The organism is Micromonospora chalcea (assembly GCF_028768405.1).
In the GTDB taxonomy this organism is placed as follows: Bacteria; Actinomycetota; Actinomycetes; order Mycobacteriales; family Micromonosporaceae; genus Micromonospora; species Micromonospora chalcea.
The window spans coordinates 3,778,123-3,803,711 of record NZ_CP118233.1 but is presented as its reverse complement, the minus strand read 5'-3'; the positions used below and the strand labels follow the sequence as shown (position 1 = coordinate 3,803,711).

Sequence of the window (25,589 nt, the reverse complement as noted above, 5' to 3'; positions counted from 1 at the left end):
GCTCGGGAACTACCCACTGCGCTCCCCGCCCTAACCGCAACCGGCCGGGTGGATCGGGAGCAACAGGGCGAAAGGGCGCCTCAGTTGCGGACCGCCGCCTCGTCCTCGACGTACAGCACGCACCACACCACCTTGCCGTCGGGCAGCGGAGTGCTGCCCCAGCGCCGGGCCACCGTGTCGATGAGCAGCAGCCCGCGCCCGCCCAGCGCGTCCGCCGCCGCCGGACCCGCGTACGCGGGCTGCCCGGCCGAGTGGTCGCGGACGGCCACGTGCAGCGCGTTGCCGCGCGGCGCCAGCCGGAGCGTCATCGGGGTCAGCGCGTGCGCCACCACGTTGTTGACCATCTCGGTGACCGCGATGCAGGCCGGTTCGACCAGCTCCGGCAGGCCCCACCGGAGGCACCCGGCGGAGACCAGCGACCGTGCCTCGCGCGCGGCCTCGACCACCGGGGGCAGTTCGACGCCGAGCGGGTCCGGCGGCGGGTCCGGCGGCGTGGCTTCCGGGTCGAGCAGCATCTCGCTGGCCGGCCAGTCGGACACCGCCCGGCAGACCTCGTCCAGCGCGTCGCGGGCCAGCGGGTCGGCGATACGCACCCCGGACAGGTCCACGAGCAGCAGGCCGGGGCGCTGCCACAGCCGGGCCAGCAGCGCGTCCCGCACGGCCTCCACCTCGGCCCGGTCGAGCACGCCGGTCAGCCGGACTCTCGCGGAGGAATCGTCGGTCTCCACCAGGCAACGCGCATCCGTCGGCATGATCGCCCCATTGTGCACCTCGGCCGCCGCCCGCGCACCGGTCCGGTCGGCGGGACTCACGGCCGGCCCGTCCGGGACCGGCGGCTGATCGCCGCCGCCGTGCCGACAGCGGTGCCGGCCGCCAGGCCGACGGCCGCGGTGAGCCGCAGCAACTGACCCCGCCGCCCGGACCAGCCGTCGGTCCGCTCCGCCGCCGCGCCGGGGGTGAAGACGGCGCCGGTGGAGTCGGCGCGTACGCCGGGCCCGAACTGGGTGCGCGCGGTGTACCAGCCCATCACCCGCTCGGCCAGCGCCGGGGCGAGCCGCCACTGGAGCCCGATCAGCCGGGCCGCGCCGCCCGCGTACGCCTCCCGCCGGGGCCGGCGCAGCAGTTTCACTATCGTCTCGGCGACCATCTCCGGCGGGTACACCGGCGGTGGCGGGGTCAGTTCCCGGCCGGTGTGGTTGGCCGCGTGCCGGAAGAACGGCGTGTCGATGGTGGCCGGCAGCACCGTGCAGATCGAGATGTTGCCCCGCCCGGTCACCCGCAGCTCCTGCCGGACCGTGTCGGCCAGGCCGCGGATCGCGTGCTTCGTGGCGTTGTACGCCGACTGGTACGGCATCGCCACCTCGGCCAGCACCGAGGCGTTGTTGACCAGCACCCCGCCACCGGCGGCGGTCAGCCAGGGCAGCGCCGCGCGTGTCCCGTACACGGCCCCCAGCAGGTTCACGTCCACCACCCGGCGGAACTCGGCCACCGGGATCTCGTCGAACAGTCCCACGGTGCCGACCGCCGCGTTGTTGACCCAGGCGTCGATCCGGCCGAACTCGGCCACCGCCCGCGCCGCGAGCTGCTCCACCGCCTCCGGGTCGGTCACGTCGGTGGGCACCACCAGGGCCCGTCCGCCCAGTTCCCGGCAGCTCGCCGCCACCCGGCGCAGCGCCGACCCGGTCCGGGCGGCGAGCACCACGTCGGCGCCCCGCTGGGCCAGCGCGTACGCGGTCGCCGCGCCGATCCCGCTGGAGGCGCCGGTGATGACGACCGTGGCGTCGGAGAGGCTGCGGGTTAGCGGCATTCTCCGGCGGTACCCCCGGACCGCCCGGTCATGCCGACCGATTTCGACGGTGATCGGGTTCGGTCGGCCGTCCCGCTCGCGGGACAGCGGTGGCCCGGTGACCCCGATCTGCCAGGTTTGGGCGCGCCGGACCTGGGTTAATGGGACGCTCTGACCGGAGACCCCGCTACGCGAGAAACGCATGGAGGTGCACCATGCGCGTCGGCCTTGTATGCGCGCACGCCGGCTCGTCCACCGACGGTCCCACCGTCGGGACGCAGGAGCACATTGCGCGCGTGGCGGCGGAGCTCGCCGCCCGGGGCCACGACGTCCGCGTGTACGAGCGCCGTGCCGCCGCCGCCCAGCCCGCCCTGACCGAACTCGACGGCTACCGGGTGGAACGTGTGCCGGTCGGCCCGCCCGACGTGCTCTCCACCGCCGAGCTGGTGCCCTTCGTCGCCGAGTACGGCCGCTGGCTGGCCGGGCAGTGGGCCGGTGACTGGACCCCCGACGTGGTGCACGGCCACTACTGGGTCGGCGGGCTGGCCGCCGCCCACGCGGTACGCGCCACGGACATCCCGGTGGTGCAGACGTTCCACTCGCTCGGCGTCGAGCAGCTGCGGCACCTCGGGCCCCGGTACGGCGGCCCGGGCGAGCGCATCCCGCTGGAACGGGCGCTGACCCGGGCGGTGGACGTGGCGGTGGCCCAGTGCAACGACGAGGTGGACGAGCTGACCCGGATGGGCCTGCAGCGCACGTCGGTGGCGATGGTGCCGACCGGGGTGGACACCGGCCAGTTCCATCCGGACGGCGAGGCGGCGCCCCGCGACCAGCGGGCCCGGATCCTCTCCGTCGGCGGGCTCGCCCCCGGACACGGGCAGGACGACCTGATCCGGGCGATGCGGCTGGTCGGCGACGCGGAGCTGGTGATCGCCGGTGGCCCGCCGGCCGAGCGGCTGGACGGGCACGCCGAGGCGCGCCGGCTGCGGGAGCTGGCCGAGCGGGCCGGGGTGGCGGAGCAGGTGAAGCTGGTCGGCGCGGTGCCGCACGACCAGATGGCGACCTGGTACCGCTCCGCCGACGTGGTGGCCTGCACGCCGCACTACGCGTCGGCCGGGCGGGTGTCGCTGGAGGCGATGGCCTGCGGCGTGCCGGTGGTCGGTTACGCCATGGGCGGCATCGCCGACGCGGTGGTGGACGAGGTGACCGGCAAGCTGGTGCCGCCCGGTGACGTACGCACGCTCGGGGTCACGCTGCGCCGGCTGCTGTCGGACAACGCCGGGCGGTTCGCGTACGGGCACGCCGCGGTGGACCGGGTCCGGTGCAGCTACACGTGGGAACGTACCGCCGCCGCGCTGGAACGTCTCTACGAGCGGGTGATCGGGCGTCGCCGCCCGGCCACGCCGATCGAGCCGACGCCGGTCGAGGTGACGCCGCCGGTCGAGGTGGCCGTCTCGGAACGGGGACCGGTCGAGGCGGCCTGAACCGGCACCATCCCGGCGCCCACGATCGCCTTCTGGCGGGCGCTGGCGTGGTGGTGCTGCGGTTCGGCGTACCGGGTCAGGCCGACCACCGCCGCGAGCGTGACCAGGAAGCCCAGACCGGCCAGCCACTCCCGGCCGGGCCAGATCTTGTCGTTGAGCAGCAGCAGGCCGACGATCGCCGCGGGCACCGCCCCGGCGGCGTCCATCGCGGCCACCGCCGCCGTGGTCGACCCGCGCTGCATGGCCAGGCCGAGCAGCAGCTGGCCGATGACCGAGTGCACGATCAGCAGGTAGAGCAGCGGGTCGCGGACGAACGCCTCCACCGATCCGGCCGAGGCGAGCGGGCGGGCCGCCACCGCGGCGGCGGAGAACGCCATCCCGGCCAGCGAGCCGAGCACCACCGACCCGAGCGCGCCGTGCAGCCGGGCGGCGAAGAACCCGGACCCGGCGATCGCGAACACCGCCACCGCCAGGCCGACCAGTCCGGCGGTGCCGAGCTGCCGCGACGGCGCCGGCTGGGCCGACAGCACCAGCGCGGTGATGCCGGCGAACAGCAGCACCAGCAGCACCACCTCGGCGGCCGGCAACCGCCACTTGAGCACCAGCACGCCGAGCACGGCGGTCACCCCGAGCCCGGCCGCCACGCTTGCCTGCACCAGGAACAGCGGCAGGTCGCGGCGGGCCAGGAACGCCAGCACGAAGCCGACCACCTGGCAGGTCAGGCCGATCAGGTACGTCCGGTGCCCGGCCAGGCGCAGCAGCAGCCCCGGGTCGAACGTGTGGTGCACGGTTGTCCGCGCCGCGGCGACCGACTGGAGAAGGTTGGCGAAGCCGTACGCGACGATCATCGCTGCCAGGAAGCACCAACCGGAGGAAACCACCTGGCGAGGATAGAGGCTCTTCCCGGTTCAGCGCTCGGCTGGACGGCCGAGCCGGGCCAGGATGTCGTCGTGCAGCGCGCCGTTGCTGGCCACGGCGCTGATGTCGGCGGAGTCCGCGCCCGCCGGGGCCGGCCGGCCGGCCAGATCCGTGATCACGCCACCCGCCTCGGTGACGATCGGCACCAGCGCGGCGATGTCCCACAGCGACAGCTCCGGCTCCACCATCACGTCCAGCGCGCCCTCGGCCAGCAGCATGTAACCGTAGAAGTCGCCGTACGCGCGGCTGCGCCAGGTGTCCCGCATGAGCTGGAGGATCGCGTCCAGCCGGCCGGCCTGCTCCCACCCGGTCAGCGACGAGTAGCAGATGCTCGCGTCGCCGAGCGCGGTGACGCCGGAGACCCGGATCGGCGTGCCGTCCGCCGGTCCGGCGCCGGCGAACGCGCCCGCGCCGAGCGCGCCCCACCAGCGGCGGCCCAGCGCCGGGGCGGAGACCAGGCCGAGCACCGGCCGGTCGTGCTCCAGCAGCGCGATCAGGGTGGCCCAGACCGGTACGCCCCGGACGAAGTTCTTCGTGCCGTCGATCGGGTCGATCACCCAGCGCCGCCCGTCCGGACCGGCCGGCGGCTGCTCGCCGTACTCCTCGCCGAGGAGGCCGTCGCCGGGACGGTGGGTGGCCAGCAGCGCGCGGATCTCCCGCTCCACGGCGGTGTCCGCGTCGGAGACCGGGGTCAGGTCCGGCTTCGACTCGACGCGCAGGTCCAGCGCGCGGAACCGGGCCGAGGAGACCGCGTCCGCGGCGTCGGCGAGCAGGTGGGCGAGGGCGAGATCGTCGGCGTACCCGGTCATGACGGACACGCTAGTGGCGTGACCACGACCGTCGGTCGTCGGGGCGTCACCCGAGCGCTGTCACCGCCTCAGTCGGGGCCGACCAGGAGGACGAAGGTGCGTGCCAGGCCGAAACGGTCGGTGCGCGGCCAGTCCAGAGCGGCGAGCGCGGCGGCGGACGGCTCGTGCCGCCGGCCGTTGATCCGCACCTCGCACTCGGTGACGTCGCCACCCTGGCCGACCAGCATGCGAACGCCGTTGAGATGTGGACGGTCCAGCCCGGCCGCGATCACCGGCGCCAGGGTCGACCACGGCATCGCCTCGGCGAACCACTCCTGCTTGTGCTGCGATCCGTCGGCGGACCATCCGGTCACGCCGCCGACGATCGCATGCCAGCCGGCGAACCCGCCCTTGTCGCCCGACCTGAAGTGGCTCGCCAGTCGCCCTCGCTGCTCGATCATCTCCAGGACCGTCACCAGGCAGGTCTCGATCCACGCCCCGATCGCCTGACGGGCCGCCTCGACCGGGTCGGCCGCCAGGCCGAGCGTGCAGTCGACGATCGTCGGCACGTCCGGCCGGTCCGCGTTCAGCAGGAGCTCCAGGTCCAGGTGGCGGTAGTCGTCGCTGTCCGGTGGAAGGACCCGGACGCCCAGCGATCCCGACCGCAGCATCGGCCCGTCGGTCATCCGCCACTCGCCACCCACCTCGGTGAGCATCGGCGCGGCCAGCTCCAGCACCCGCTCGGCGGGCAGAGGCCGTGGGGTCGGCCGGGGATCGATCATGGTGGGTCAGCGTACCGGCGAGGCCCGGCGCCGTGGGCCCGGCCGGCGACGCCGGTCAGGACCCGGCGAGCGGATCGCCGGGGTTGCGCTCCGGCTCGCGCGGGTCGCCCTCGCCGCTGCGGGAGGCCAGCAACCGCCGGTACGAGGCGAGCCGGCGCGCGTCCGCCTTCCCGGCGGCCACCCAGGCGTCCAGCGCGCAGTCCGCCTCGTCGGCGGTGTGCGGGCAGTTGGCCGGGCAGTCCACCGTCGCCTCGACGAGGTCCGGGAAGCCGTGCAGCAGGCTCTCGGCGGACACGTGGGCCAGCCCGAAGCTGCGCACCCCCGGGGTGTCGACGATCCAGCCGGTGTCGCCGTCGGCGCCGGGCTCGGCGGGCAGCCGCAACGCCACCGCGCTGGTCGAGGTGTGCCGGCCCCGGCCGATCGCGCTGACCGTGCCCACCGCGCGTTCGGCGTCCGGGACCAGGCGGTTGACCAGCGTCGACTTGCCCACGCCGGAGTGACCCACCATCACCGACACCCGGCCGGCGAGCAGCGCCCGCAGCGCGGCCAGGTCGGAGTCCGGGCGGATCAGCACGTACGGCAGCTCCAGCTCGGTGTAGTAGCCGAGCACCGCCTCCGGGCCACCCAGGTCGGCCTTGGTGAGGCAGAGCAGCGGCTCGATGTCGGCGTCGTACGCGGCCACCAGGCAGCGGTCGATGAACCCGGTACGCGGCGGCGGGTCGGCGAGCGCGCTGACGATCACCAACTGGTCGGCGTTCGCCACCACCACCCGTTCCAGCCGCCCCTCGGCGGTGGTCTCGTCGTCGTCCGCGGTACGCCGCAGCACCGAGGTCCGTTCGGCGATGCGCACGATCCGGGCCAGCGCGCCCGGCGCGCCGGAGGTGTCCCCGACCAGACCCACCCGGTCACCCACCACCACCGACTTGCGTCCCAGCTCGCGGGCGCGCATGGCGGTGACGAGCGGGGCATCCGGCCCGGCCCCGGGCAGCACGCAGGTGTAGCGGCCCCGGTCGACGGCGATGACGAACCCGTCGACGGCGTCGGCGTGCCGGGGGCGGGTGCGCGTACGCGGCCGCGACGACCGGCCCGGTCGGACCCGGACGTCGTCCTCGTCGTACTCGCGCCGCTTCGTCGCCAGGACGTCCCCCCGCTGTCAGTTCTTGCCGGTCACCATCCCCGACCATAGTGCCGGGAACTCCGGCATGGTCTTGGAGGTGCACGCCACGTCGTCGACCTCGATGCCGGGGACGGCCAGCCCGGCCACCGCGGCCGCGTGCGCCATCCGGTGGTCGGCGTACGTGCGGAACGTCCCGCCGCGCAGCGGGCGGGGCCGGATGTCCAGCCCGTCGGGGGTCTCGGTGATGTCCGCGCCGAGCGCGGTGAACTCCTTGGCGAGTGCGGTGACCCGGTCGGTCTCGTGGCCCCGGATGTGGCCGATGCCGGTGAGCCGGGACGGGCCGTCGGCCAGCAGCGTGAGCGCGGTCAGCACCGGGGTCAGCTCGCCGACGTCGGAGAGGTCGGCGTCCAGCCCGCGTACCGTGCCGGTGCCCCGCACGGTCAGGCCGTCGGTGCCGAGCGTCACCTCGCCGCCCATCCGGTGCAGCAGCTCCCGCAGCCGCTCGACCGGCTGGAGGCTGCTGCGCGGCCAGTCCTGCAACGTCACCTCGCCGCCGGTGACCAGCGCGGCGGCGAAGAACGGCGCGGCGCCGGAGAGGTCGGGTTCGATCTCCCAGCCCCGCCCGGACAGCGGGCCCGGCTCGACGGCCCAGACGTCCGGCGTGGTGTCGTCCACCGCGGCGCCGGCGGCGCGCAGCATCTGCACCGTCATCCGCAGGTGCGGCGCGGACGGGACCGGGGGACCCTGGTGCCGGACCACCACGCCCCGGTCGAACCGGGGCGCGGCCAGCAGCAGCCCGGAGACGAGCTGGCTGGACGCGGAGGCGTCGATGACCACGTCGCCGCCGGTCACCTGCCCGGCGCCGAGCACGACGAGCGGCAGGCTGCCCGTCGGCGGGGTGTCGATGCGGACGCCGAGCGCCCGCAGCGCGCCGATCAGCGGGCCGAGCGGACGGGTGCGGGCGTGCGGGTCGCCGTCGAACGTGACCCGGCCGGCGGCCAGCCCCGCCACCGGCGGCAGGAAGCGCATCACCGTGCCGGCCAGGCCGACGTCGACGTGCGCCGGCCCGGCGAGCGGATGCGGGCGGACCAGCCAGCGGTCGTCGTCGGAGATGGACATGTGCGCGCCCAGCTCGCGCAGGCCGCCGGCCATCAGCTCGGTGTCCCGGGCGCGCAGCGGCCGGGCCAGTGTCGACGGCCCGCTGGCCAGCGCGCCGAGCACCAGGGCCCGGGCGGTCATCGACTTGGAGCCGGGCAGGCGCAGTGTCGCGGCGACCGGGTCGCTGGCGGTCGGCGCGGTCCACGGTTGCGGCTGACGGGTAGCGATCGGATTCCCCACGGTCACATTCTGCCAAGTTCCCGGCCCGGTGGAACCGTCCGTGGCCGCTGCTCCCGTTGGGCGGGACAGCCGAAACGTCCGGATGGGGCTAGCGTGGGCGCCATGTGCGGGAGGTACGCCACGACCCGGAGCGCCGGTGACCTGAGCGCGCTGTTCTCCTCGGCTGACGAGACCGGCGGGGTGGCGCCGGACTTCAACGTCGCCCCGACCGATCCGGTGCCGCTGGTCCGGCTCGCTCCGGAGGGGCACCGGCTGCTCTCCCTGGGCCGCTGGGGGCTGTTGCCGGGGTGGTCCCGCAGCGCCGCCGGCGCCGCCCGCATGATCAACGCGCGGGCCGAGACGGTCGCGACCAGCCGGGCGTACGCGCCGTCGTTCGCCCGGCGCCGGTGCCTGGTGCCGGCCGACGGGTGGTACGAGTGGGTCCGGCTCGCCGGTGGCGGGCGGCAGCCCTACTTCATGACGCCCCGGGACGGCTCGGTGCTCGCCTTCGCCGGCATCTGGTCGGTGTGGGAGTCGGCCGGGGTGGCCCGGCTCACGTTCAGCGTGCTCACCACCGCTGCGGTCGGCGAGCTGGCCGAGGTGCACGACCGGATGCCGCTGCTGCTGGCGCCGGATCGCTGGGCGGATTGGCTCGGCCCAGCCGACGACCCGGCCGGGTTGCTCGCGCCGCCCGACGCCGGCCTGCTCGCCGGGCTGGAGATCCGCCCGGTCTCCCGGGCGGTCGGCGACGTCCGCAACGACGGTCCCGAGCTGATCGCGCGGGTGTCTCCGGAGGGCGTGGAGGCGGTCTCCGGGCCGACCCTGTTCTGATCACGCTCCGCCACATCGACGCGCCCCGTTTGCCGGGGTTGCGCCGGAAAAGTCGCCCGGACGTTCAGTCAGTTTCATTGAAGACTCTTGTCCTTACGTATGCGAATGCGATAGAACACAGCGCCGGTGATGGGCGTTGGTTCGCACGGGGCGACGACACCCATCGATCTTGCTGAAAGATCTCTGCCGGTCCCACGGGGGAGGTGGGTGTATTGACACGGGCACGCATGCCCCGCCCGCACGAGGTCGCCGCGGCACGGCGCGACCCACGACTGCTGCGGGCTCTGCACGAACGACGCCAGGACGAGGCGTGGCGCACCAGAGGCACCTGTCAGAACGTCGATCCGGAGACGTTCTTCCCGGCGCCGAACGAGCCGGCCGACGCGGCGGTGGCGCTCTGCCGCACGTGCGACGTCCAGGGCTCCTGCCTGGCCTGGGCGCTGGAGGTGGGCGACTGCCACGGCGTCTGGGGCGGCACCACGCCGCGCGAGCGCCGAGCCATGCTCGTGGCCTGGCGCAGCGAGGTCCAGCCCGATCCGGACGCGATCGACGACGCCGGCCCGCCGGTGCGTGACCGCCTGCTCACCCTGGTGCCGCTGAGCTGATCCCTCGTCGCCCGTGGCCCGTCCGCGGGCCACGGGCGACGACCGGTTCGGCCCGTCCCGGCGCCGCCGGCCGACCGGCACGCGCAGAATGGGCCGGTGCGGCACGACGACGAGATCGACACACCCCGGGGACGGGCCCGGTTCCGCTTCCACCCGCCCGCAGACGGCGCGACAGTGCTGGTGCTGGGCCACGGGGCAGGCGGCGACGTGGACGCGCCGGACCTCACGGCGGTCCGGGACGCGGTGCGCGACGCCGGGGCCGGGGTGGCCCTGGTGACCCAGCCGTACCGGGTCGCCGGGCGGCGCGCGCCCGCTCCCGCCGGGCACCTCGACGAGGCGTGGACGGCGGTGCTGGCCGAGCTTCGCCGGCGCGCCCCGCAGGTGCGCGACTGGGTGGTCGGCGGCCGGTCCAGCGGCGCCCGGGTGGCCTGCCGCACCGCCGCCGCCGTCGGGGCGGCCGGAGTCGTCGCGCTGGCGTTCCCGCTGCACCCGCCGGGCCGGCCGGAACGCTCCCGGGCCGCGGAACTGCTCACCGGGCTGCCCACGCTCGTGGTCAACGGCGACCGGGACCCGTTCGGCGTGCCCGAACCCGGCCCGGGGATCGAGGTGGTGGTCCGGCCGGGACAGCGGCACGACCTGCGGGGCGACCCGGCCGGCACGGCCGCCGTGGTCCGGGACTGGCTGCGCGTACACGGATGGTTGTCCTGAGCGGCGGCGCGCGCCGTGACCGTCGCCCGCGGCGGGTCGTTGCACCGGTTGGTGCCGGCCGCCCGGTTCGGGTGCGCCGGGGCCACCCTCCCAGGCCCTTCCTGGTCCCAGCGGCGGTCGCGGCCGCCGCCGGGGCCAGGATCGGGTGGGACCGGTGGAATGCCGCACCCCGTACCTCGCGTTACCTCCCTGTGGACGACGACAGTGCCAGCGCGAGGGGGGTGACCGGTGCCGATACAGACACGGAGCCGGGAACGGGACGAACGGGACGAGCGGCAGCTCAGGCGGCTGCTCGACGCGCCGGAGTGGCCCGCGGCGTCGGTCGTGAGCACCGGCACAGACTCCGGAAGTGAATCTGCCGGAAAGTGGGTACGCGTATCCTCAGCGGGAAAGCATCCGACGCGAGGGGATGTGCGGTTGACCACCGAGAAGACGGACGAGCGCAGGGCCCGCTTCGAGCGGGACGCTATGCCCTTCGTCGACCAGCTCTACGCCGCCGGTCTGCGGATGACCCGCAACCCGGCCGACGCGGAGGACCTGGTTCAGGAGACGTACCTGAAGGCGTACGCCGCCTTCCACCAGTTCGAGCAGGGCACGAACCTGAAGGCCTGGCTCTACCGGATCCTGACCAACACCTACATCAACACCTACCGTAAGCGGCAGCGGCAGCCCATTCAGGCGCCGACCGAGGAGATCACCGACTGGCAGCTCGCCGAGGCCGAGTCGCACACCTCCAGCGGCCTGCGCTCGGCCGAGACGGAGGCGCTCGACCGGCTCCCGGACAGCGACGTCAAGGAGGCCCTCCAGCAGTTGCCGGAGGAGTTCCGCCTGGCCGTCTACCTGACCGACGTCGAGGGCTTCTCCTACAAGGAGGTCGCCGACATCATGGGCACGCCGATCGGCACCGTGATGTCCCGTCTGCACCGTGGCCGACGTAATCTGCGGAAGCTGCTCGAGCAGTACGCGGCGGAGCGCGGTTTCAGCGCCGCCTCGTCGAAGAAGGGTTCGACCGCCGCCGCCAGCCGGGAGGTGTGACCGTGAGCTGTGGACAACCGCACGAGACGGACTGCCGCGAGGTGCTCGCCGAGGTCTACCTCTACCTCGACCTGGAGTGCGGCGAGGAGCGCCGGCTGCTGATCCGGCACCACCTGGACGAGTGCGGGCCGTGCCTGCGCGAGTACGGCATCGAGCAGGAGGTCAAGGCGCTCGTGGCCCGGTGCTGCGGCAACGACTCGGCGCCGGAGAAGCTGCGTGAGCGGCTGCGTCTGCGGCTGACCGAGCTGGTGGTCTTCGAGACCACCGAGTCCCGCGAACTGGCCGACTGAACAAGCGACGGAACGGCCCGGGTCCGAATGATCGGACCCGGGCCGTCACGCGTTTCCGGCAGGTGCCGCGCTGTTCCCGATGATCAGGAGTTGGGGCGCTTGCCGTGGTTGGCGCTGCTCTTCTTCCGGGCCTTCTTCTTGCGGGCCTTCTTCGCCATGCTCTGCCTCCTTGTGCTGGTCACGGTTCCGTCCGCGGCTGGCCGCGGCGGAGGTCGCGGTGTGGCTCCCCGGCTCGCCGGTGGCCGACCCGCACGATGCTAGTGCCGACGCAGCCCGCCGGAGCGCGGTGGGGCGCATCGCGTGCCCGGTGGTGCGCGGCCCGGCGTGACCGGCGTCATGATTGGATACCGTTCGCAGGACTGTCGGGGAGTCGTCGGGGAGAGGGAGGGCCGGAAGATGGCCGAGGAGATCCGCGCCGAGATGGTGGCGAACGTCTGGAAGGTCGTGGTGTCGGCCGGCGACACCGTGTCCGAGGGCGACACGCTCGTCATCCTGGAGTCGATGAAGATGGAGATCCCGGTGGTCGCCGAGTCCGACGGCGTGGTGCAGCGCCTCGCCGTCAACGAGGGAGACGTGGTGCAGGACGGCGACCTGATCGCGGAGATCGGTTGACCGCCCTGCTGGTGCGCCGCGCCGAGCCGGCGGACTTCCCGGCCGTGGCGCGGCTGACTGTGGCCGCCTACGAGGCGGACGGCCAGCTCAAGGACGAGGGCGGGTACGCGCCGGTGCTCGCCGACGTGGCCACCCGCGCCCAGACCGGCGAGGTGCTGGTGGCCGTCGACGACACCACCGGCCAGGTGCTCGGCGCGGTGACGTTCGTGCTGCCCGGCACCCCGTACGCCGAACTCGCCGGCCCGGGCGAGGCGGAGTTCCGGATGCTCGCGGTGGATCCGGCCGCGCAGGGCCGGGGCGCCGGCGCCGCGCTCGCGGCCGCGTGCGTGACGCGCGCGACGGAGCTGGGCTGCACGGCGGTGGTGATCTGCGTACGCGCCGGGATGGCGGCGAACGCGCACCGCCTCTACGAGCGGCTCGGTTTCGTCCGGCTGCCGGAGAAGGACTGGTCGCCGCTGCCCGGCATCGACCTGCTCGGTCTGCGACTGGACCTGACCGCGGCGGGCTGAACCGGCTCAGCCCTGGCCGGTCTCGCCGATCTTGGCGAGCAGCTCGTCGGCCACCTCGAGCGCGATCCGCTTCCGCTCGTCGTCGGTGATGCCGGGCGCGCGGACCGCGAACCAGCTGGTGTGCACCGCGAACAGCGTCAGCGTGGCGCGCAGCTGGGCGGCCGGCGAGTCGTCACCCCGGCACAGCTCGTGGGCCAGCCGCATCATCCGGTCCCGCATCTGCTGGCCGGCGACCAGGCTCTTGAGCACCGTCTGGTTCTGCTCGAAGAAGCGCATCACCTGGGGCAGGTCGCCGGCGAACATGCTGTCGGCGTACCGCCCGAGCAGGGCGCGCCGGGTCGCCAGGGTGGGTGGCTGGTCGGCGGCCCAGGCGATCAGCTCGTCCATCCGGCGCAGCCGGTCGTCGACGAAGCTGGTGACGATCTCGTCCTTGCTCTTGAAGTGGTAGTAGAGCGCCGCCTTCGTGACGCCGAGCCGCTCGGCGATCTCCCGCAGTGACGTCTTCTCGTAGCCCTGCTCGGTGAAGAGTTCCAAGGCGACGGCCTGGATGCGCTGCCGTGTGCCTCCTGTGGTCTCCCTCACCAGCCGACTTCCTTCCAATCCGCTTGACGTCCGACCGCCATCAGCTTACCGTCCGGCTAGTAAGCAAACTAGCCGGGCGGCAAGTAAGTTGATCACATGATCTGCGGGGGAGCCTACCGATGAGTCAACAAGCCCCGGTCGTCGCGAGACCGAACATCCGCGTCGTCCTGTTCGGCCTGATGATCGCGATGATGCTCGCGATGCTCGACAACATGATCGTCAGCACCGCGCTGCCGCGGATCGTCTTCGAGTTCGGGGGCGCCGACCACTTCACCTGGGTTGTCACCGCGTACGTGCTGGGCACTACTGTCTCCACGCCGATCTGGGGCAAACTCGGCGACCTCTACGGACGCAAGGCCGTCTTCCTCACCGCCGTCGTCGTGTTCCTGGTCGGCTCGGCGCTGTGCGGCATGTCCGGCTCCGGCGTCTTCGGCGGCGCCGACAGCGGCATGATCGAGCTGATCGCGTTCCGCGCCGTGCAGGGCCTCGGCGCCGGTGGCCTGATGGTCGGCGTCATGGCGATCATCGGTGACCTGGTGCCGCCCCGCGAGCGGGGCCGCTACCAGGGCATGATCGCCGGCATCATGGCCATCGCCATGGTCGCGGGGCCGCTGGTCGGCGGCTTCATCACCGACAACCTCTCCTGGCGCTGGGCGTTCTACGTCAACCTGCCGCTGGGCGGCGTGGCGCTGCTGGTCCTGGCCACCACCATGCACCTGCCGAAGTACCGCACCGAGCACAAGATCGACTGGCTGGGCGCGGCGCTGCTGTCCGTGGGCATCACCGCGATCGTGCTGGTCACCACATGGGGCGGCAACCAGTACGACTGGGCCTCGCCGCAGATCCTCGGCCTCGCCGTGCTGGCGGTGGCCGCGCTCGGCGTGTTCGCTCTCGTCGAGCGGCGCGCGCCCGAGCCGATCCTGCCGCTGAGCCTGTTCGCCAACCGCAACTTCGCGCTGATCTCGGTGATCGGGTTCCTGCTCGGCTTCGCCATGTTCGGCGCGATGAACTTCCTGCCGCTCTACCAGCAGACCGTCCAGGGCGCCTCGGCCACCAACAGCGGCCTGCTGCTGCTCCCGCTCATGTTCGGCATGCTCGTGGTCTCGCTCGTGGTCGGCCGGACGATCACCAAGACCGGCCGCTACCGGGCCTTCCCGATCGTCGGCGGCGTCGTGATGGCCGCCGGGATGGGCCTGCTCAGCCTGCTCGACGTGGACACCAGCAAGGCGCAGTCCTCGCTCTACATGGTCGTGCTCGGCGTCGGCATGGGCTTCCTGATGCAGACCTCGATGCTGATCGCGCAGAACAGCGTCGAGCAGAAGGACCTCGGCGCCGCCAGCGGCGCCGCCACGTTCTTCCGGTCCATCGGCGGCTCGTTCGGCGTCTCCCTCTTCGGCGCGATCTTCGCCAACCGTCTCGCCGACTCGGCGGCCGGCCCCGCGTTCGCGGGCTCGGGTGGCGGCGAGGGCGGCGCGATGAACCTGGAAGCCCTCAAGAAGCTCACCGGCCCGATGCGCGAGGCGGTGCTCGGCGGCCTCGCCGACGCCATCTCGCACGTCTTCTTCTGGGCGGTCCTCTTCACCGTGGCCGTGCCGGTGCTCGCCTGGTTCATCAAGGAGGTGCCGCTGCGCGCGACGAACGACGTGCGGCCGGCCGGCCCCACGCCGGAGGACGAGGCCGAGGCCGCGCTCGGCAAGGCCCCCGTCGCCTGACTCACCCGCTGCGGCCCCGCGCCCCCACCCCGGGGGTACGCGGGGCCGCCGCGTCTCCACCCCAGCGAGGCACCCGGTGCCTTCCGCCCGCTGCCCGCCACATCGGGGGAGTGGTGGGGTCGGAGGGGAGTTGATCGCGCCACCTCGGCGAAGTGGCGGCGCTCGGCTGGGTGGTGGGGGCCGGGGAGCCGGCCGGAAATGGGGCCCCGGAACGGTCCCGGCGCTCAGCCTCTGCGGAACAGGGCGGTGAGCCGTCGCCAGAGGCGGCGCAGCGGGCCTCCGCCGGCGCCGGCGATGAGCGAGTCGGCGGTGGCGCGGGCGGCCGGGTCGAGGGCCGGGGTCGCCCGCGCCAGATAGGCGAGCGACACCGCCGCCGGGGTACGCCGGGCGGCGCCGGATGCCACCTCGGTGAGCCGCCCGGCCACCACGGCGGCCACGTCGGCGCGGGTGGCCGGGTCCACCCAGGCGGCGGTGACCAGGGCGAACAGCGCCGCCTCGGCGGCCGGGCCGGGATCGGTGGCCAGTTCGTGCAGCACCCGCCGCCGGGTCGACGACTCCCACGGCTCGTCGGTGCGGTGGTGCAGCAGGCCGAGGCAGGCCCAGACCTGCGCGCAGCGTCTCCACAGTGCCGGGTCCTGCCCGCCGAGCACGCGGCCCAGCGCGGTGGCGGGTGCCTCCGGCGGGTGCGCCAGCAGTGCGAGCAGGTCGGCGAGGTCCAGTGTGGCCAGCCCGACGGCGGCGTCGTACGCGGCCGGGGGGTGCGCCCACGCCGGGTGCGCCAGGTGCTGGAGGCGGCGTACCGCGGCTGCCGAGGGGGCGGGCCCGTCGGGGGACGGGAAATCGTCGTCTGCCGGTGTGACCTGACCCAGCCAGGGCCGCCCCCGGCAGCATTCGGCGAGGTCGCCGTGCTCGTGCGTGTCGTCCGGATGTTCCCGGACGAAGTCGGCGAGCGCCACCAGGTGGTCCACGTCGCCGTCGCGCAGGTAGCGCAGCCGGTGCGCGGTGTGCACGGCACAGTCGAAGGTGGGGTCCTTCGCCAGCGCCCGGTCGATCCAGCCCAGCGCCGCGTCGAGCCGGCCGTTGTCGGCGAGCGTGCCGGCGATGTCCGCGTAGACGGCGAGGTCGTCGGGGTCGAGCGCGACAGCCCGTTCCAGCGCCGCCAGCGCCTCGCCGGTGCGGCCGGCGCTGCGGTACGCGTACCCGAGCCACACCTCGCCGAGTTTGGTGGGCTGTGCGCGTACCCCCCGGGTGGCCCAGGTGACGGCGAGGGTGACCTCGCCGAGGCGCCGGGCCAGCGCGGACGCCGCGCCCAGCAGCAGCGGGTGGGCCGGATGCACGGTGATCGCGTTGCGGGCCAGCGTGAGGTACGGCGCCAGCGGCTCGCGCAGCCGGCGCGGCGCGGGGTCGGGCGCCGCCGCGCAGACCTGCATGAGGATCCGGGCGGTGCGTTCGGGGTCGAGGCGTTCCGGCAGGTCGGTGGCGGTCACCCAGGGCACGGCGGCCCACGGCGCGGCGGGCGCGTAGCCGGTGGCGGCGGCCAGCAGGTCGAGCCCTTCGGCGGGCCGGCCGGCGGCGGCGAGCAGGTGCGCGCGGGCCACCACGGCGCCGACGAACGCCTGCTGACCGAGCGGGAAGAGGTCCAGGTCGCCGCCGCTGGCCGCGTCCAGCCGGGCGAGCGCTTCGTGCGCCTCGGGCAGCGTGGGGGAGCGGACCAGCGCGGCGGCGATGTGGTCGGCGGCGTGCCGCAGGTCGCCCTCGCCCAGCGCCAGCCGGGCCAGCGCGAGTTCCTCCTCCGCCGAGAGCGCGGCGTCGTCCTCGGGCACGTCGTCCTTCCGCCGGTCGGGGTCGGTCAGCCGGGCAAGCCTAGGGGATCTTCCGTCAATTAGTGATCCACTGCGCACTCCTGCTCGTTGCGTTGATTGAGGTTGCTGAAACGTGCAAGACTGAGCATCGAACGCGCGAGAAACGCGCAGAAGGAGGTCTGGAGTGACGCGAGCAGGGGCCGGTATGGCCGCCGACATCGACGAGCAGCCGGCCGGTTACGAGCGTCTGCTCTCCGCCGAGCACGCCGCGGCGATCGCCGAGGTCGCGGCCGTCGTCGCGCAGCGGCGCCCCCGGCACGTGGTGTTCACCGCGCGGGGCACCTCCGACCACGCCGCGCTCTACGCGGCCTACCTGACCGAGATCCGCCTCGGACTGCCCGCCGGGCTGGCCTCGCCCAGCGCGATCACCGTCTTCGGCGCCCGGCCCGACCTCTCCGACGCGCTCGTCGTCGGCGTCAGCCAGAGCGGCGGCTCGCCCGACCTCGCCGAGGTGCTGCGGGTCGCCCGCGCCTCCGGCGCGCTCACCCTGGCCGTCACCAACAACCCCGGCTCGCCGCTGGTCGAGACCGCCGAGCTGAGCGTCGACATCGCCGCCGGCCACGAGCGGGCGGTCGCCGCCACCAAGACCTACACCGCCGAACTGCTCGCGCTGCTCATGCTGATCGAGGGGGTACGCGCCGGCGACGGCGTGCTGCCCGCCGAGGAGCGCGCCGCGCTGAGCCGGCTGCCCGAGCTGGCCGCGCAGACGCTCGCCGACGACACCCCGGCCCGGCTCGCGCCGCGCTACCGGTTCGCCGCCCAGCTCGTCACCACCGGCCGGGGGTACGCGTACCCGACCGCGCGCGAGGCGGCGCTGAAGCTGATGGAGACCTCGTACCTGCCGGCGCTCGCCTTCTCCGGCGCCGACCTGCTGCACGGCCCGCTCGCCATGACCGACCCGGACGTACCGGTGCTCGCCGTCGTCGGCTCCGGCCCCGGCGGCACGTCGATGCGCGAGGTGCTGCCCCGCCTCGGCGAGCGCCGCGCCGACGTGGTGGTGGTCGGCTCCGCCGACGTCGGCGAGACCCGGATGGCGGTGCCCGAGGTCGACGAGCGGTACGCGCCGCTGCTCGACATCCTGCCGCTGCAACGGCTCGCGCTGGCCCTGGCGCTGGCCCGGGGCGAGGACCCGGACGCGCCGCGCGGCTTGAAGAAGGTCACGGCGACGATGTGAGGCCCGGCGTGGCACGCTGTGTGGCGTGTCCACCCTCCGTGACCTCGCCGAGGAGCACACCGCGCTCCGCCCGGCCGACATCGACCACCTGCACCGGATCGCCGGCGACTGGCAGCTGCTGTCCGACCTGTCCTTCGCCGACCTGCTGCTCTGGGTGCCGGTGGACGGCGACGGCACGTTCCTCTGCGTGGCCCAGGTCCGTCCCACCACCGCCCCGACCGCCTACCTGGACGACCAGGTCGGGCGGATCGTCGGCGGGGCCGAGGTGGCCCACCTGGAGGTGGCCTACCGGCAGGGACGGATCTGGCGCGAGGGCGACCCGGTCTGGTACGGCGACGTCCCGGCCCGCCACGAGGCGATCCCGGTCCGGCTGCGCACCGGCGACGGTGAAGCCGGCGAGGTGATCGCCGTGGTGGGCCGGGACACCAACCTGTCCACCGCGCGCACCCCGAGCCAGCTCGAACTGAACTACCTCACCACCGCCGACGACCTGGCCCAGATGATCGCCGACGGCACGTTCCCGCCGCCCCGGCACCCCGGCGAGACCACGTCGGCGCCCCGGGTCGGCGACGGCCTGGTGCGGCTCGACGCCAACGGCAAGGTCACCTACGCCAGCCCGAACGCCCAGTCCGCGTACCGCCGCCTCGGCTACGCCTCCCACCTGGTCGGCGAGGACCTGGCCAAGCTGCACCGCCGGCTCGCCGGCGACCCCCTTGAAGGCACCGACGCGGGCAACGCCGTGCTCGCCGCGCTGCGCGGCGAGGCGCCGCCCCGGCGGGAGATCGACGCCCGCGGCGCGACCATGCTCACCCGGGCGCTGCCGCTGATGCCCGCCGGAGTGCCGATCGGCGCGCTGGTGCTGGTCCGCGACATCACCGAGGTACGCCGCCGCGACCGCGCCCTGATCACCAAGGACGCCACCATCCGGGAGATCCACCACCGGGTGAAGAACAACCTCCAGACCGTCGCCGCGCTGCTGCGCCTGCAGGCCCGGCGGGTCTCCATGCCCGAGGCCCGGGTCGCGCTGGAGGAATCGGTACGCCGGGTCGCCTCGATCGCGCTGGTGCACGAGACGCTCTCCATGTCCAGCGACGAGGCGGTCGAGTTCGACGGCATCGTGGACCGGGTCGCCAGCGCCGCCACCGAGGTCGCCGCCACCGAGGTGAGCGTCGGCATGCGCCGCCGCGGCACGTTCGGCGTCCTGCCCGCCGAGATCGCCACCTCGCTGGTGATGGTGCTCAACGAGCTGCTGCTCAACGCCGTCGAGCACGGTTTCCCGTCGGCCGAGGAGGAGGCGGCCGCTCCTCCTGTGGACGTGCCCCGGCCGGAGGCGGGGGTTTCCGCGCCCCGGCCCGAGGTTGTGGTCTCCGCGCACCGGGCGCGCAAGCAACTGCACGTCACGGTGACCGACAACGGCCGGGGGCTGCCCGAGCAGTTCGACGCCGAGCGCGGCGGCAACCTGGGCCTGCAGATCGTCCGGGCGCTGGTCACCGGCGAGCTGCGCGGCACCATCGAGCTGCGTAACGGCGCCGACGGCGGCACCGAGGCGGCCATCGTCGTACCGCTGGCCCGCGGCACCACCGACCGCCTCACCGGACGAGCAGGGCCACTGTGATCCCCGGACGCGGCCACACCTGCCGCACCGTGTAGCCCGCGCGCAGCGCGTCGCCCTTCGCACCCGGCACCGCCGCCAACGGGTCCGCGCGCCGGCCGGTGACCACCAGCCACACCCGGTTCACCCCGGCCAGGCACCGCGCCGGGTCGTCGCACTCCACGGCCCAGAGGCTCGCGTCCTGACGCTGGTCGCGGACCACCAGCACGTCGCGTGGCAGCCTCGACCCCAGGTGGTACGCCATGCCGAGATCCGGGAACAGCCAGCCGTCCCGGGGCGAGTAGACGATCGCGTCGCCCGGCCGCTGCCCGGCGCGGATGATCCCGGCCGCGCCCGCGTAGTCGACGGGTGCGCTGCGCGGCCACTCGTGGGTGCGGCGCAGCGCCGCCTGATCGGGCAGCCCGAGCAGTCCGGCAAGGACCACCATCGCGATTCCCGCCGCGACCCGTCCGCGCGGCGACGTCGGCCCTTGCTCTGCTTCCGTGGGCGCGGCAGTGCGGCCGGCTGCGGCGGGTGTCGCCGTGCGCGCTGGTCCAGCGGGCGTTGCTTCAGCGGGCGCTGGTTCAGCGGGCGCTGGTCCAGCGGGCGTTGCTTCAGCGGGCGTTGCTGTTGCCGGCGTTCGGGCCGGTGCGGGAGTGACCCGCGCGGCAGCCAGCGCGGCGCCGGCCAGTACGCAGGCGAACGGCACGGTGAAGACCAGGTAGCGGGTCACCCAGAGCGGCACCATCGTTCCGGCGGCGAACATCAGCAGCACCGGCAGCAGCACGGCGGCGGCCGGCAGCAGCGCCCGGCGACCCAGCCGGGCCACGCCGAGCGCCGCGAGCGCGAGCACGAAACCGCCGACGACGCCGCTCTGCGCCAGCGCACCCGGTAGCGCCGCCAGGTCGGGCAGGCGCGCCGGGTCGACCCAGTCGAGCTGTCGACCGCGCTGCCCCCGGGCGACGAGTGCCAGTGGGGTGACGAGCACGACGGCCGGCACCAGCGCCAGCAGCCACCCGGCCAGCGTCTCCCGAGCCTCGCCGGTCACGTTCTGCGGTTCCGCTTCCGGCGCGTCCGTGCCATGCTCCCTGCTCCCGGGATGCGGTGACACCCGTGGCGTTCCACCGGCGTTCGATCTCGTGGCTGGGTGGAACGCCGTGGGTGTCTGCGGGGCGCCGTGACACCCGTGGTGTTCCACTCGCGCTCGATCTCGTGGCTGGGTGGAACGCCACAGGTGTCTGCGGCGTGGCCGGCTCGCGTCGGGCATCTGGGCTCGGGACTGGCCGGGCGGATCGACGACCCCCGCAGGGCCATGTGCGGTGGTCAGCAGCACCACCACGGCGTGCGCGGCGAGCAGGGTGAGCGCGACCAGGTGGAGCAGGCCGAGCGCGGCGACCGCAGCGGCGTACCCGGCCCAGCGTCGCCAGGTCGGCCGGCGCAGCGCCTCGACCAGCAGCAGCGTGGCCAGCACGGCGAGCAGCGTGGCTAGGGCGTACGGGCGGGCCTCCTGCCCGTACCGCGAGGTGACCGGCAGGACCGCGAACAGCAGTCCGGCCAGCAGCCCGGCGCGACGGCCGACCAGCACCGCGCCGAGGCGGGCGGTGAGCGCGGCGGCCACGGCCATGGCGAGCGCGGAGGGCAGTCGCAGCGCCGTCGGCGACGTGCCGGCAATCGCCGTCCAGCCGTGCATGAGCAGGTAGTACGGCCCGGTGGCGGCGTCGATGGTGCGGGTCATCCGGGCCAGGTCGGATAGCGGGCGGGTGGCCGCGCTCCAGGTGGCCAGCTCGTCCCGCCACGGCTGGGCGTGCCCGATCCCGGCCAGCGTCACCACGAGCGTGAGCAGCCCCGGCGTCACCCACACCGCCCAGCCGGGAAGGGCGCGAACAGACGCGGGCCCGAACCTCCTCACCCCCGCAGCGTCACACGCCCGCTCCCGCTCACCCCCCAGCTCCCCCATTTCCCACCCACCCGGCCCACCCCACCCCACCCCGGCCCCCGCCCCGTCGATCATGAGGTTGACGGCACTCACCGTCCCTTTTGTCCCCGCCAACTTCATGATCAACGGTGCGGTGGCGGGGGTGGACGGGGACCGGCGGTGTCGACCAAGGAGATTGCGGCCTGATGTGGCGGGTTGGGGGACGTCAACTCCTTGATCAACGGGAGAGGGCGGGGAGGGAGGGCGGGGGACAGGGATGGGAGTCGATCCCGGTTGGGGCCCGTGATGTGGGATCACAGTGCGGAGCTGTGGTCCGGCCGGGCGTGGTGTGGCAGCATGAGGCACATGACCGCCGCTGTCGTCCGCCGCTTCGTGGCTCGCCGCCACGTCGATTACGGCCGCGTGCGCAGCGCGATCTGTCCGGCCCACTGACGACGCCCGACCCTTCCGTCTCGGGCGCGCACTCGCGCCGGCCGTCATCGACATCGCCGTCCACGGCCCACTCCCGGGCCGGCCGCCGCGTCCGCGCTCGCAGGCACCGCAGCAAGCAATGGAGGACGCCGCGATGGCGGTCAGCAGCACCCCGACCCGTCCCGACTCCCCGGCGCCCGCCGCCCGTGCGCCCCGCCGGCCACGCGGCGAGGGCCAGTGGGCGCTCGGGCACAAAGAGCCGCTCAACCCCAACGAGCGGATCAAGAAGGACGACGACCCGCTGAACGTGCGGGACCGGATCGAAAACATCTACGCCCATCGCGGTTTCGCCTCGATCGACCCGCAGGACCTGCGCGGCCGGTTCCGCTGGTGGGGCCTCTACACCCAGCGCAAGGCCGGCATCGACGGCGGGCGTACCGCAGTCCTGGAGCCGCACGAGCTGGAGGACGAGTTCTTCATGCTCCGCGTCCGGGTGGACGGCGGCCAGCTCAACCTGGCCCAGCTCCGCGTGATCGCGGACATCTCCCGCGAGTTCGCCCGGGACACCGCCGACATCACCGACCGGCAGAACATCCAGTACCACTGGATCCGGGTCGAGGACATGCCGGAGATCTGGCGCCGGCTGGAGGCGGTCGGCCTGCAGACCACCGAGGCGTGCGGCGACTGCCCCCGGATCGTGCTGGGCAGCCCGGTCGCCGGGGTGGCCCGGGACGAGGTGCTCGACCCGACTCCGGCGATCGACGAGATCGTCCGCCGGTACGTCGGCGACAAGGCGTACTCCAACCTGCCCCGCAAGTTCAAGACCTCGATCTCCTGGCTGGTCGACACCCCGTACGAGGCGAACGACATCGCGTTCCTCGGCGTGGAGCACCCGGAGCACGGTCCCGGCTTCGACGTGTGGGTGGGCGGCGGGCTCTCCACCAACCCGATGCTCGCCAAGCGGCTCGGCGTCTGGGTGCCGCTGAACGAGGTGCCGGACGTGTGGGCCGGTGTGGTCGGCATCTTCCGCGACTACGGCTACCGCCGGCTGCGTAACCGGGCCCGGCTGAAGTTCCTGGTCGCCGACTGGGGCGTGGAGCGGTTCCGGGAGGTGCTGGAGAAGGAGTACCTGGGCCGCACGCTGCTGGACGGTCCGGCCGCGGAACTGCCGGCGAAGCCGGTGGACCACATCGGTGTGCACGCCCAGCGTGACGGCGCGAACTACGTCGGCGCGGCCCCGGTGGTGGGCCGGGTCTCCGGCACCCAGCTGGCGCAGCTCGCCGACGTGGTCGAGGCGCACGGCAGCGGCCGGGTGCGGCTCACCCCGTACCAGAAGCTGCTGGTGCTGGACGTGGCGCCGGAGCGGACCGAGGAGCTGGTCACGGCGCTGCGCGGGATCGGCCTGGAGGCCCGGCCGTCGGCGTGGCGGCGCGGCACGATGGCCTGCACCGGCATCGAGTTCTGCAAGCTCGCCATCGTCGAGACCAAGCGGCGCGGCGAGGAGCTGGTCGCGCGCCTGGAGGAGCGGCTGCGCGACTTCGACGCGGACATCTCCATCCACCTCAACGGCTGCCCGAACGCCTGCGCCCGCACCCAGGTCGCGGACATCGGGCTCAAGGGCCAGCTCGTGGTCGGCCCGGACGGCCGGCAGGTCGAGGGTTTCCAGGTGCACCTCGGCGGCGGCCTCGGCATGGCCCAGGGCCAGACGGCCGGTTTCGGCCGCAAGCTGCGCGGCCTGAAGACCACCGCCGAGGAGCTTCCGGAGTACGTGGAACGGCTCGCCCGCCGCTACCTGGCCGGCCGGACCGAGGGTGAGACGTTCGCCAACTGGGTGATCAGAGCCGACGAGGAGGAGCTCCGATGAGCGATGCCCGATCTGCGCCTCTCTACTGCCCGTACTGCGGGGAGGAGGACCTGCGACCGCACGAGGCCGGACACGGCGCCTGGGAGTGCCACGCCTGCGCGCGGGTCTTCGCGGTCAAGTTCACCGGTCTGCTGAGCCGGGCGGTGACCCGGTGAGCGGCCTCGTCTCCGCCGCCGGCCTCGGCCTGATCGGCGAGGCCGGGCCGGCCCGCCGTGACCCGGAGGAGTTGCGCGCGCTGGCCGAGGAGGCCGGCCGGGAGCTGGCGGACGCGCCGGCGATCGAGATCGCCCGGTGGGCGGCCGAGACGTTCGGCGAGCGGTTCTGCGTGACCAGCTCGATGGCCGACGGGGTGGTGGCGCACCTGGTCTCCCGGGTCGCGCCCGGCGTCGACGTGGTGTTCCTGGACACCGGGCTGCACTTCCCGGAGACGCTGCGGGTGCGTGACGAGGTGGCCCGCCGGATGCCGGTGCGGGTGCGCTCGATCCGGCCGCGGATGACCGTGGGCCAGCAGGACGGCCAGTACGGTCCGCGGCTGTTCAACAGGTCCCCGGACGACTGCTGCCAGCTGCGCAAGGTGGAGCCGCTGGAGCGGGCGCTGTCCGGGTACGACGCGTGGGCCGCCGGGCTGCGCCGGGACGAGTCGCCGACCCGGGCGAACACGCCGGTGGTGGGCTTCGACGCGCGGCGCGGCAAGGTCAAGGTGAACCCGATCGCGGCGTGGACGCAGCGGGAGGTGGACGCGTACGTGGCCCGGTACGACATCCCGGTCAACGAGCTGTTCGCGCGCGGCTACGGCTCGATCGGCTGCTGGCCGTGCACCCGGCGGACGAAGGCGGGGGAGGACCCGCGGTCCGGTCGCTGGGCGATGTTCGAGAAGACCGAGTGCGGCCTGCACACCTGAGGGCCGGGCCACCCGTGGTGCTGGTGGCGCACGGGAGCCGTGACCCTCGGGCGGCGGAGGCGACCCGGGCGCTGGCCCGGGCCGTGGCGGACACCTGGCCCGGTCGTGCGGTGCTGCCGAGCTGGCTGGACCACACCGATCCCGGCCCGGCCGAGGTGCTGCGCGGGCTTGCCGCCGTCGGCCACTCCCGGGCGGTTCTGGTGCCGCTGCTGCTGACCGCCGCGTACCACCGGAAGGTCGACATCCCGGCGGCGGTCGCGGCGGCCGGCGCCGAGATCGAGGTACGGGTGACCGACGTGCTGGGCCCGGCCGGCTCCGGCGTGGACGGCGGGTTGCTGGACGGGCTGCGCCGCCGCCTGGCGGAGGCGACCGGCGACGAGCCGGGCGGGCTGGACGCGGTGGTGCTGGCGGCGGCCGGTACCCGGGATCCGGCCGCTCGTGCCTCGGTGGGCCGGGTCGCGGCGGCGTTCGGCGCCGGGCTGGGCGTGCCGTGCCGCGTGTCGTACGCCTCGGCGGCGCCGCCGGAGGTCGGCGGCGCGGTGGCGCGACTGCGCGCGGCGGGGGCCCGCCGGGTCGCGGTGGCGGCCTACTTCCTGGCGCCGGGCCGGTTCCACGACGGGGTACGCGCGGCGGCCCGGTCGGCGGGCGCGGTGGCGGTGGCGGAGCCGCTGAACGACCTGCCGGAGTTGGCGGATCTGGTCCGGCGGCGCGTGGACACGGTTGCGGCCTGACGGGTGAGGACAACGCAACGCCCCGGCCGGAATCCCGGCCGGG

26 protein-coding genes are annotated in these 25,589 nt (G+C 74.2%); 15 read left to right on the top strand and 11 right to left on the bottom strand.

The window, feature by feature from the left end:
• Positions 1 to 80: 80 nt before the first annotated feature.
• Together PVK74_RS16555 and PVK74_RS16550 are read right to left on the bottom strand one after the other, a co-directional pair.
• Complete coding sequence (locus PVK74_RS16555) at positions 81 to 752, bottom strand: ATP-binding protein (RefSeq protein ID WP_082931095.1); 672 nt, start codon at positions 750 to 752, stop codon at positions 81 to 83.
• A 56-nt stretch (positions 753 to 808) separates the two neighbouring features.
• Positions 809 to 1,807 carry an SDR family oxidoreductase gene (locus PVK74_RS16550; protein ID WP_043328486.1) on the bottom strand — a complete coding sequence of 333 codons (999 nt, stop codon included), beginning with the start codon at positions 1,805 to 1,807 and terminating at the stop codon, positions 809 to 811.
• A gap of 194 nt (positions 1,808 to 2,001) precedes the next feature.
• Here PVK74_RS16550 and PVK74_RS16545 point away from each other — a divergent pair, with 194 nt between their 5' ends.
• Positions 2,002 to 3,270 carry a glycosyltransferase gene (locus PVK74_RS16545; protein WP_064447891.1) on the top strand — a complete coding sequence of 423 codons (1,269 nt, stop codon included), beginning with the start codon at positions 2,002 to 2,004 and terminating at the stop codon, positions 3,268 to 3,270.
• On the opposite strand, the gene PVK74_RS16540 is transcribed toward PVK74_RS16545, so the two are convergent.
• The 5 genes from PVK74_RS16540 to aroA all read right to left on the bottom strand — a co-directional run bounded on the left by PVK74_RS16540 (position 3,153) and on the right by aroA (position 8,213).
• Positions 3,153 to 4,118 (bottom strand): hypothetical protein, encoded by a 966-nt coding sequence (locus PVK74_RS16540; protein ID WP_176722743.1) that lies wholly within the window; start codon positions 4,116 to 4,118, stop codon positions 3,153 to 3,155. The two genes, PVK74_RS16545 and PVK74_RS16540, sit on opposite strands and share 118 nt — an antisense overlap.
• Positions 4,119 to 4,178: 60 nt before the next feature.
• Positions 4,179 to 4,997: a histidinol-phosphatase gene (gene hisN / locus PVK74_RS16535; RefSeq protein WP_064447890.1), complete on the bottom strand. Its 819-nt coding sequence runs from the start codon at positions 4,995 to 4,997 to the stop codon at positions 4,179 to 4,181.
• 68 nt (positions 4,998 to 5,065) lie between these two features.
• Positions 5,066 to 5,758: a DUF6348 family protein gene (locus tag PVK74_RS16530; protein ID WP_166457200.1), complete on the bottom strand. Its 693-nt coding sequence runs from the start codon at positions 5,756 to 5,758 to the stop codon at positions 5,066 to 5,068.
• A gap of 55 nt (positions 5,759 to 5,813) precedes the next feature.
• Positions 5,814 to 6,707 carry a ribosome small subunit-dependent GTPase A gene (gene rsgA, locus PVK74_RS16525; RefSeq protein ID WP_205798140.1) on the bottom strand — a complete coding sequence of 298 codons (894 nt, stop codon included), beginning with the start codon at positions 6,705 to 6,707 and terminating at the stop codon, positions 5,814 to 5,816.
• A 204-nt stretch (positions 6,708 to 6,911) separates the two neighbouring features.
• On the bottom strand, positions 6,912 to 8,213 hold the full coding sequence (aroA, locus tag PVK74_RS16520; protein WP_209963109.1) for a 3-phosphoshikimate 1-carboxyvinyltransferase: 1,302 nt from the start codon (positions 8,211 to 8,213) through the stop codon (positions 6,912 to 6,914).
• Positions 8,214 to 8,315: 102 nt separating this feature from the next.
• Between aroA and PVK74_RS16515 the strand changes: the two genes are divergently transcribed.
• From PVK74_RS16515 to rsrA, 5 genes are all read left to right on the top strand, one after another.
• The gene (locus tag PVK74_RS16515) at positions 8,316 to 9,023 is read left to right on the top strand and encodes an SOS response-associated peptidase (protein ID WP_104114250.1); all 708 of its coding nucleotides are present in this window, start codon (positions 8,316 to 8,318) and stop codon (positions 9,021 to 9,023) included.
• A 212-nt stretch (positions 9,024 to 9,235) separates the two neighbouring features.
• Positions 9,236 to 9,628, top strand: coding sequence for a WhiB family transcriptional regulator (locus PVK74_RS16510; RefSeq protein ID WP_030503699.1), 393 nt, complete (start codon positions 9,236 to 9,238; stop codon positions 9,626 to 9,628).
• A gap of 96 nt (positions 9,629 to 9,724) precedes the next feature.
• Complete coding sequence (locus PVK74_RS16505; RefSeq protein ID WP_069087350.1) at positions 9,725 to 10,336, top strand: alpha/beta hydrolase family protein; 612 nt, start codon at positions 9,725 to 9,727, stop codon at positions 10,334 to 10,336.
• A 228-nt stretch (positions 10,337 to 10,564) separates the two neighbouring features.
• Entirely contained in the window at positions 10,565 to 11,371 is an 807-nt protein-coding gene (locus PVK74_RS16500; protein ID WP_043328498.1) for a sigma-70 family RNA polymerase sigma factor, read from the top strand.
• A 2-nt stretch (positions 11,372 to 11,373) separates the two neighbouring features.
• Positions 11,374 to 11,661, top strand: a complete 288-nt coding sequence (rsrA, locus tag PVK74_RS16495; RefSeq protein WP_043330951.1) for a mycothiol system anti-sigma-R factor — start codon at positions 11,374 to 11,376, stop codon at positions 11,659 to 11,661.
• A gap of 83 nt (positions 11,662 to 11,744) precedes the next feature.
• On the opposite strand, the gene PVK74_RS31220 is transcribed toward rsrA, so the two are convergent.
• Positions 11,745 to 11,819, bottom strand: a complete 75-nt coding sequence (locus PVK74_RS31220) for a 50S ribosomal protein bL37 (protein WP_369752275.1) — start codon at positions 11,817 to 11,819, stop codon at positions 11,745 to 11,747.
• A 238-nt stretch (positions 11,820 to 12,057) separates the two neighbouring features.
• Here PVK74_RS31220 and PVK74_RS16490 point away from each other — a divergent pair, with 238 nt between their 5' ends.
• On the top strand, positions 12,058 to 12,273 hold the full coding sequence (locus PVK74_RS16490) for a biotin/lipoyl-binding carrier protein (RefSeq protein WP_043328500.1): 216 nt from the start codon (positions 12,058 to 12,060) through the stop codon (positions 12,271 to 12,273).
• Positions 12,270 to 12,782 carry a GNAT family N-acetyltransferase gene (locus tag PVK74_RS16485; RefSeq protein WP_274476742.1) on the top strand — a complete coding sequence of 171 codons (513 nt, stop codon included), beginning with the start codon at positions 12,270 to 12,272 and terminating at the stop codon, positions 12,780 to 12,782. The genes PVK74_RS16490 and PVK74_RS16485 overlap by 4 nt, the downstream gene beginning before the upstream one ends.
• Positions 12,783 to 12,788: 6 nt before the next feature.
• On the opposite strand, the gene PVK74_RS16480 is transcribed toward PVK74_RS16485, so the two are convergent.
• The gene (locus PVK74_RS16480; RefSeq protein ID WP_064447884.1) at positions 12,789 to 13,364 is read right to left on the bottom strand and encodes a TetR/AcrR family transcriptional regulator; all 576 of its coding nucleotides are present in this window, start codon (positions 13,362 to 13,364) and stop codon (positions 12,789 to 12,791) included.
• Between the two features lie 119 nt (positions 13,365 to 13,483).
• On the opposite strand from PVK74_RS16480, the gene PVK74_RS16475 reads away from it, so the two are divergent.
• A complete protein-coding gene (locus tag PVK74_RS16475) occupies positions 13,484 to 15,076 on the top strand; it encodes an MDR family MFS transporter (protein ID WP_064447883.1) in 1,593 nt (530 codons plus the stop codon).
• Between the two features lie 224 nt (positions 15,077 to 15,300).
• On the opposite strand, the gene PVK74_RS16470 is transcribed toward PVK74_RS16475, so the two are convergent.
• Entirely contained in the window at positions 15,301 to 16,899 is a 1,599-nt protein-coding gene (locus tag PVK74_RS16470; RefSeq protein ID WP_274476741.1) for a tetratricopeptide repeat protein, read from the bottom strand.
• 184 nt (positions 16,900 to 17,083) lie between these two features.
• On the opposite strand from PVK74_RS16470, the gene PVK74_RS16465 reads away from it, so the two are divergent.
• Positions 17,084 to 18,112 (top strand): SIS domain-containing protein, encoded by a 1,029-nt coding sequence (locus PVK74_RS16465; RefSeq protein ID WP_043328510.1) that lies wholly within the window; start codon positions 17,084 to 17,086, stop codon positions 18,110 to 18,112.
• A gap of 25 nt (positions 18,113 to 18,137) precedes the next feature.
• On the top strand, positions 18,138 to 19,727 hold the full coding sequence (locus PVK74_RS16460) for a PAS domain-containing sensor histidine kinase (protein WP_064447882.1): 1,590 nt from the start codon (positions 18,138 to 18,140) through the stop codon (positions 19,725 to 19,727).
• On the opposite strand, the gene PVK74_RS16455 is transcribed toward PVK74_RS16460, so the two are convergent.
• Positions 19,702 to 21,660 carry a glycosyltransferase family 39 protein gene (locus PVK74_RS16455; RefSeq protein ID WP_420800499.1) on the bottom strand — a complete coding sequence of 653 codons (1,959 nt, stop codon included), beginning with the start codon at positions 21,658 to 21,660 and terminating at the stop codon, positions 19,702 to 19,704. The two genes, PVK74_RS16460 and PVK74_RS16455, sit on opposite strands and share 26 nt — an antisense overlap.
• A gap of 544 nt (positions 21,661 to 22,204) precedes the next feature.
• Between PVK74_RS16455 and PVK74_RS16450 the strand changes: the two genes are divergently transcribed.
• Genes PVK74_RS16450 through PVK74_RS16435 form a run of 4 tightly spaced genes read left to right on the top strand, consistent with a single transcriptional unit; the run spans position 22,205 to position 25,546 of the window.
• Positions 22,205 to 23,914, top strand: a complete 1,710-nt coding sequence (locus tag PVK74_RS16450) for a nitrite/sulfite reductase (protein ID WP_043330952.1) — start codon at positions 22,205 to 22,207, stop codon at positions 23,912 to 23,914.
• A complete protein-coding gene (locus tag PVK74_RS16445) occupies positions 23,911 to 24,069 on the top strand; it encodes a hypothetical protein (protein ID WP_013288361.1) in 159 nt (52 codons plus the stop codon). The genes PVK74_RS16450 and PVK74_RS16445 overlap by 4 nt, the downstream gene beginning before the upstream one ends.
• Positions 24,066 to 24,815 (top strand): phosphoadenylyl-sulfate reductase, encoded by a 750-nt coding sequence (locus PVK74_RS16440; protein WP_043328516.1) that lies wholly within the window; start codon positions 24,066 to 24,068, stop codon positions 24,813 to 24,815. The genes PVK74_RS16445 and PVK74_RS16440 overlap by 4 nt, the downstream gene beginning before the upstream one ends.
• Positions 24,797 to 25,546, top strand: a complete 750-nt coding sequence (locus PVK74_RS16435) for a sirohydrochlorin chelatase (protein WP_274476739.1) — start codon at positions 24,797 to 24,799, stop codon at positions 25,544 to 25,546. The genes PVK74_RS16440 and PVK74_RS16435 overlap by 19 nt, the downstream gene beginning before the upstream one ends.
• Positions 25,547 to 25,589 lie beyond the last annotated feature (43 nt).

What these genes read in the sequence shown, in the direction of transcription:
- hisN (WP_064447890.1), bottom strand. Translation starts at nt 4,997, where the DNA reads ATGACCGGGTACGCCGACGATCTCGCCCTCGCCCACCTGCTCGCCGAC.
- PVK74_RS16490 (WP_043328500.1), top strand. Translation starts at nt 12,058, where the DNA reads ATGGCCGAGGAGATCCGCGCCGAGATGGTGGCGAACGTCTGGAAGGTC.
- PVK74_RS16445 (WP_013288361.1), top strand. Translation starts at nt 23,911, where the DNA reads ATGAGCGATGCCCGATCTGCGCCTCTCTACTGCCCGTACTGCGGGGAG.
- PVK74_RS16545 (WP_064447891.1), top strand. Translation starts at nt 2,002, where the DNA reads ATGCGCGTCGGCCTTGTATGCGCGCACGCCGGCTCGTCCACCGACGGT.
- PVK74_RS16465 (WP_043328510.1), top strand. Translation starts at nt 17,084, where the DNA reads ATGGCCGCCGACATCGACGAGCAGCCGGCCGGTTACGAGCGTCTGCTC.
- PVK74_RS16550 (WP_043328486.1), bottom strand. Translation starts at nt 1,807, where the DNA reads ATGCCGCTAACCCGCAGCCTCTCCGACGCCACGGTCGTCATCACCGGC.
- PVK74_RS16540 (WP_176722743.1), bottom strand. Translation starts at nt 4,118, where the DNA reads ATGATCGTCGCGTACGGCTTCGCCAACCTTCTCCAGTCGGTCGCCGCG.
- PVK74_RS16450 (WP_043330952.1), top strand. Translation starts at nt 22,205, where the DNA reads ATGGCGGTCAGCAGCACCCCGACCCGTCCCGACTCCCCGGCGCCCGCC.
- PVK74_RS16515 (WP_104114250.1), top strand. Translation starts at nt 8,316, where the DNA reads ATGTGCGGGAGGTACGCCACGACCCGGAGCGCCGGTGACCTGAGCGCG.
- PVK74_RS16475 (WP_064447883.1), top strand. Translation starts at nt 13,484, where the DNA reads ATGAGTCAACAAGCCCCGGTCGTCGCGAGACCGAACATCCGCGTCGTC.
- PVK74_RS16530 (WP_166457200.1), bottom strand. Translation starts at nt 5,758, where the DNA reads ATGATCGATCCCCGGCCGACCCCACGGCCTCTGCCCGCCGAGCGGGTG.
- PVK74_RS16455 (WP_420800499.1), bottom strand. Translation starts at nt 21,660, where the DNA reads ATGGGGGAGCTGGGGGGTGAGCGGGAGCGGGCGTGTGACGCTGCGGGG.
- PVK74_RS16555 (WP_082931095.1), bottom strand. Translation starts at nt 752, where the DNA reads ATGCCGACGGATGCGCGTTGCCTGGTGGAGACCGACGATTCCTCCGCG.
- rsgA (WP_205798140.1), bottom strand. Translation starts at nt 6,707, where the DNA reads ATGCGCGCCCGCGAGCTGGGACGCAAGTCGGTGGTGGTGGGTGACCGG.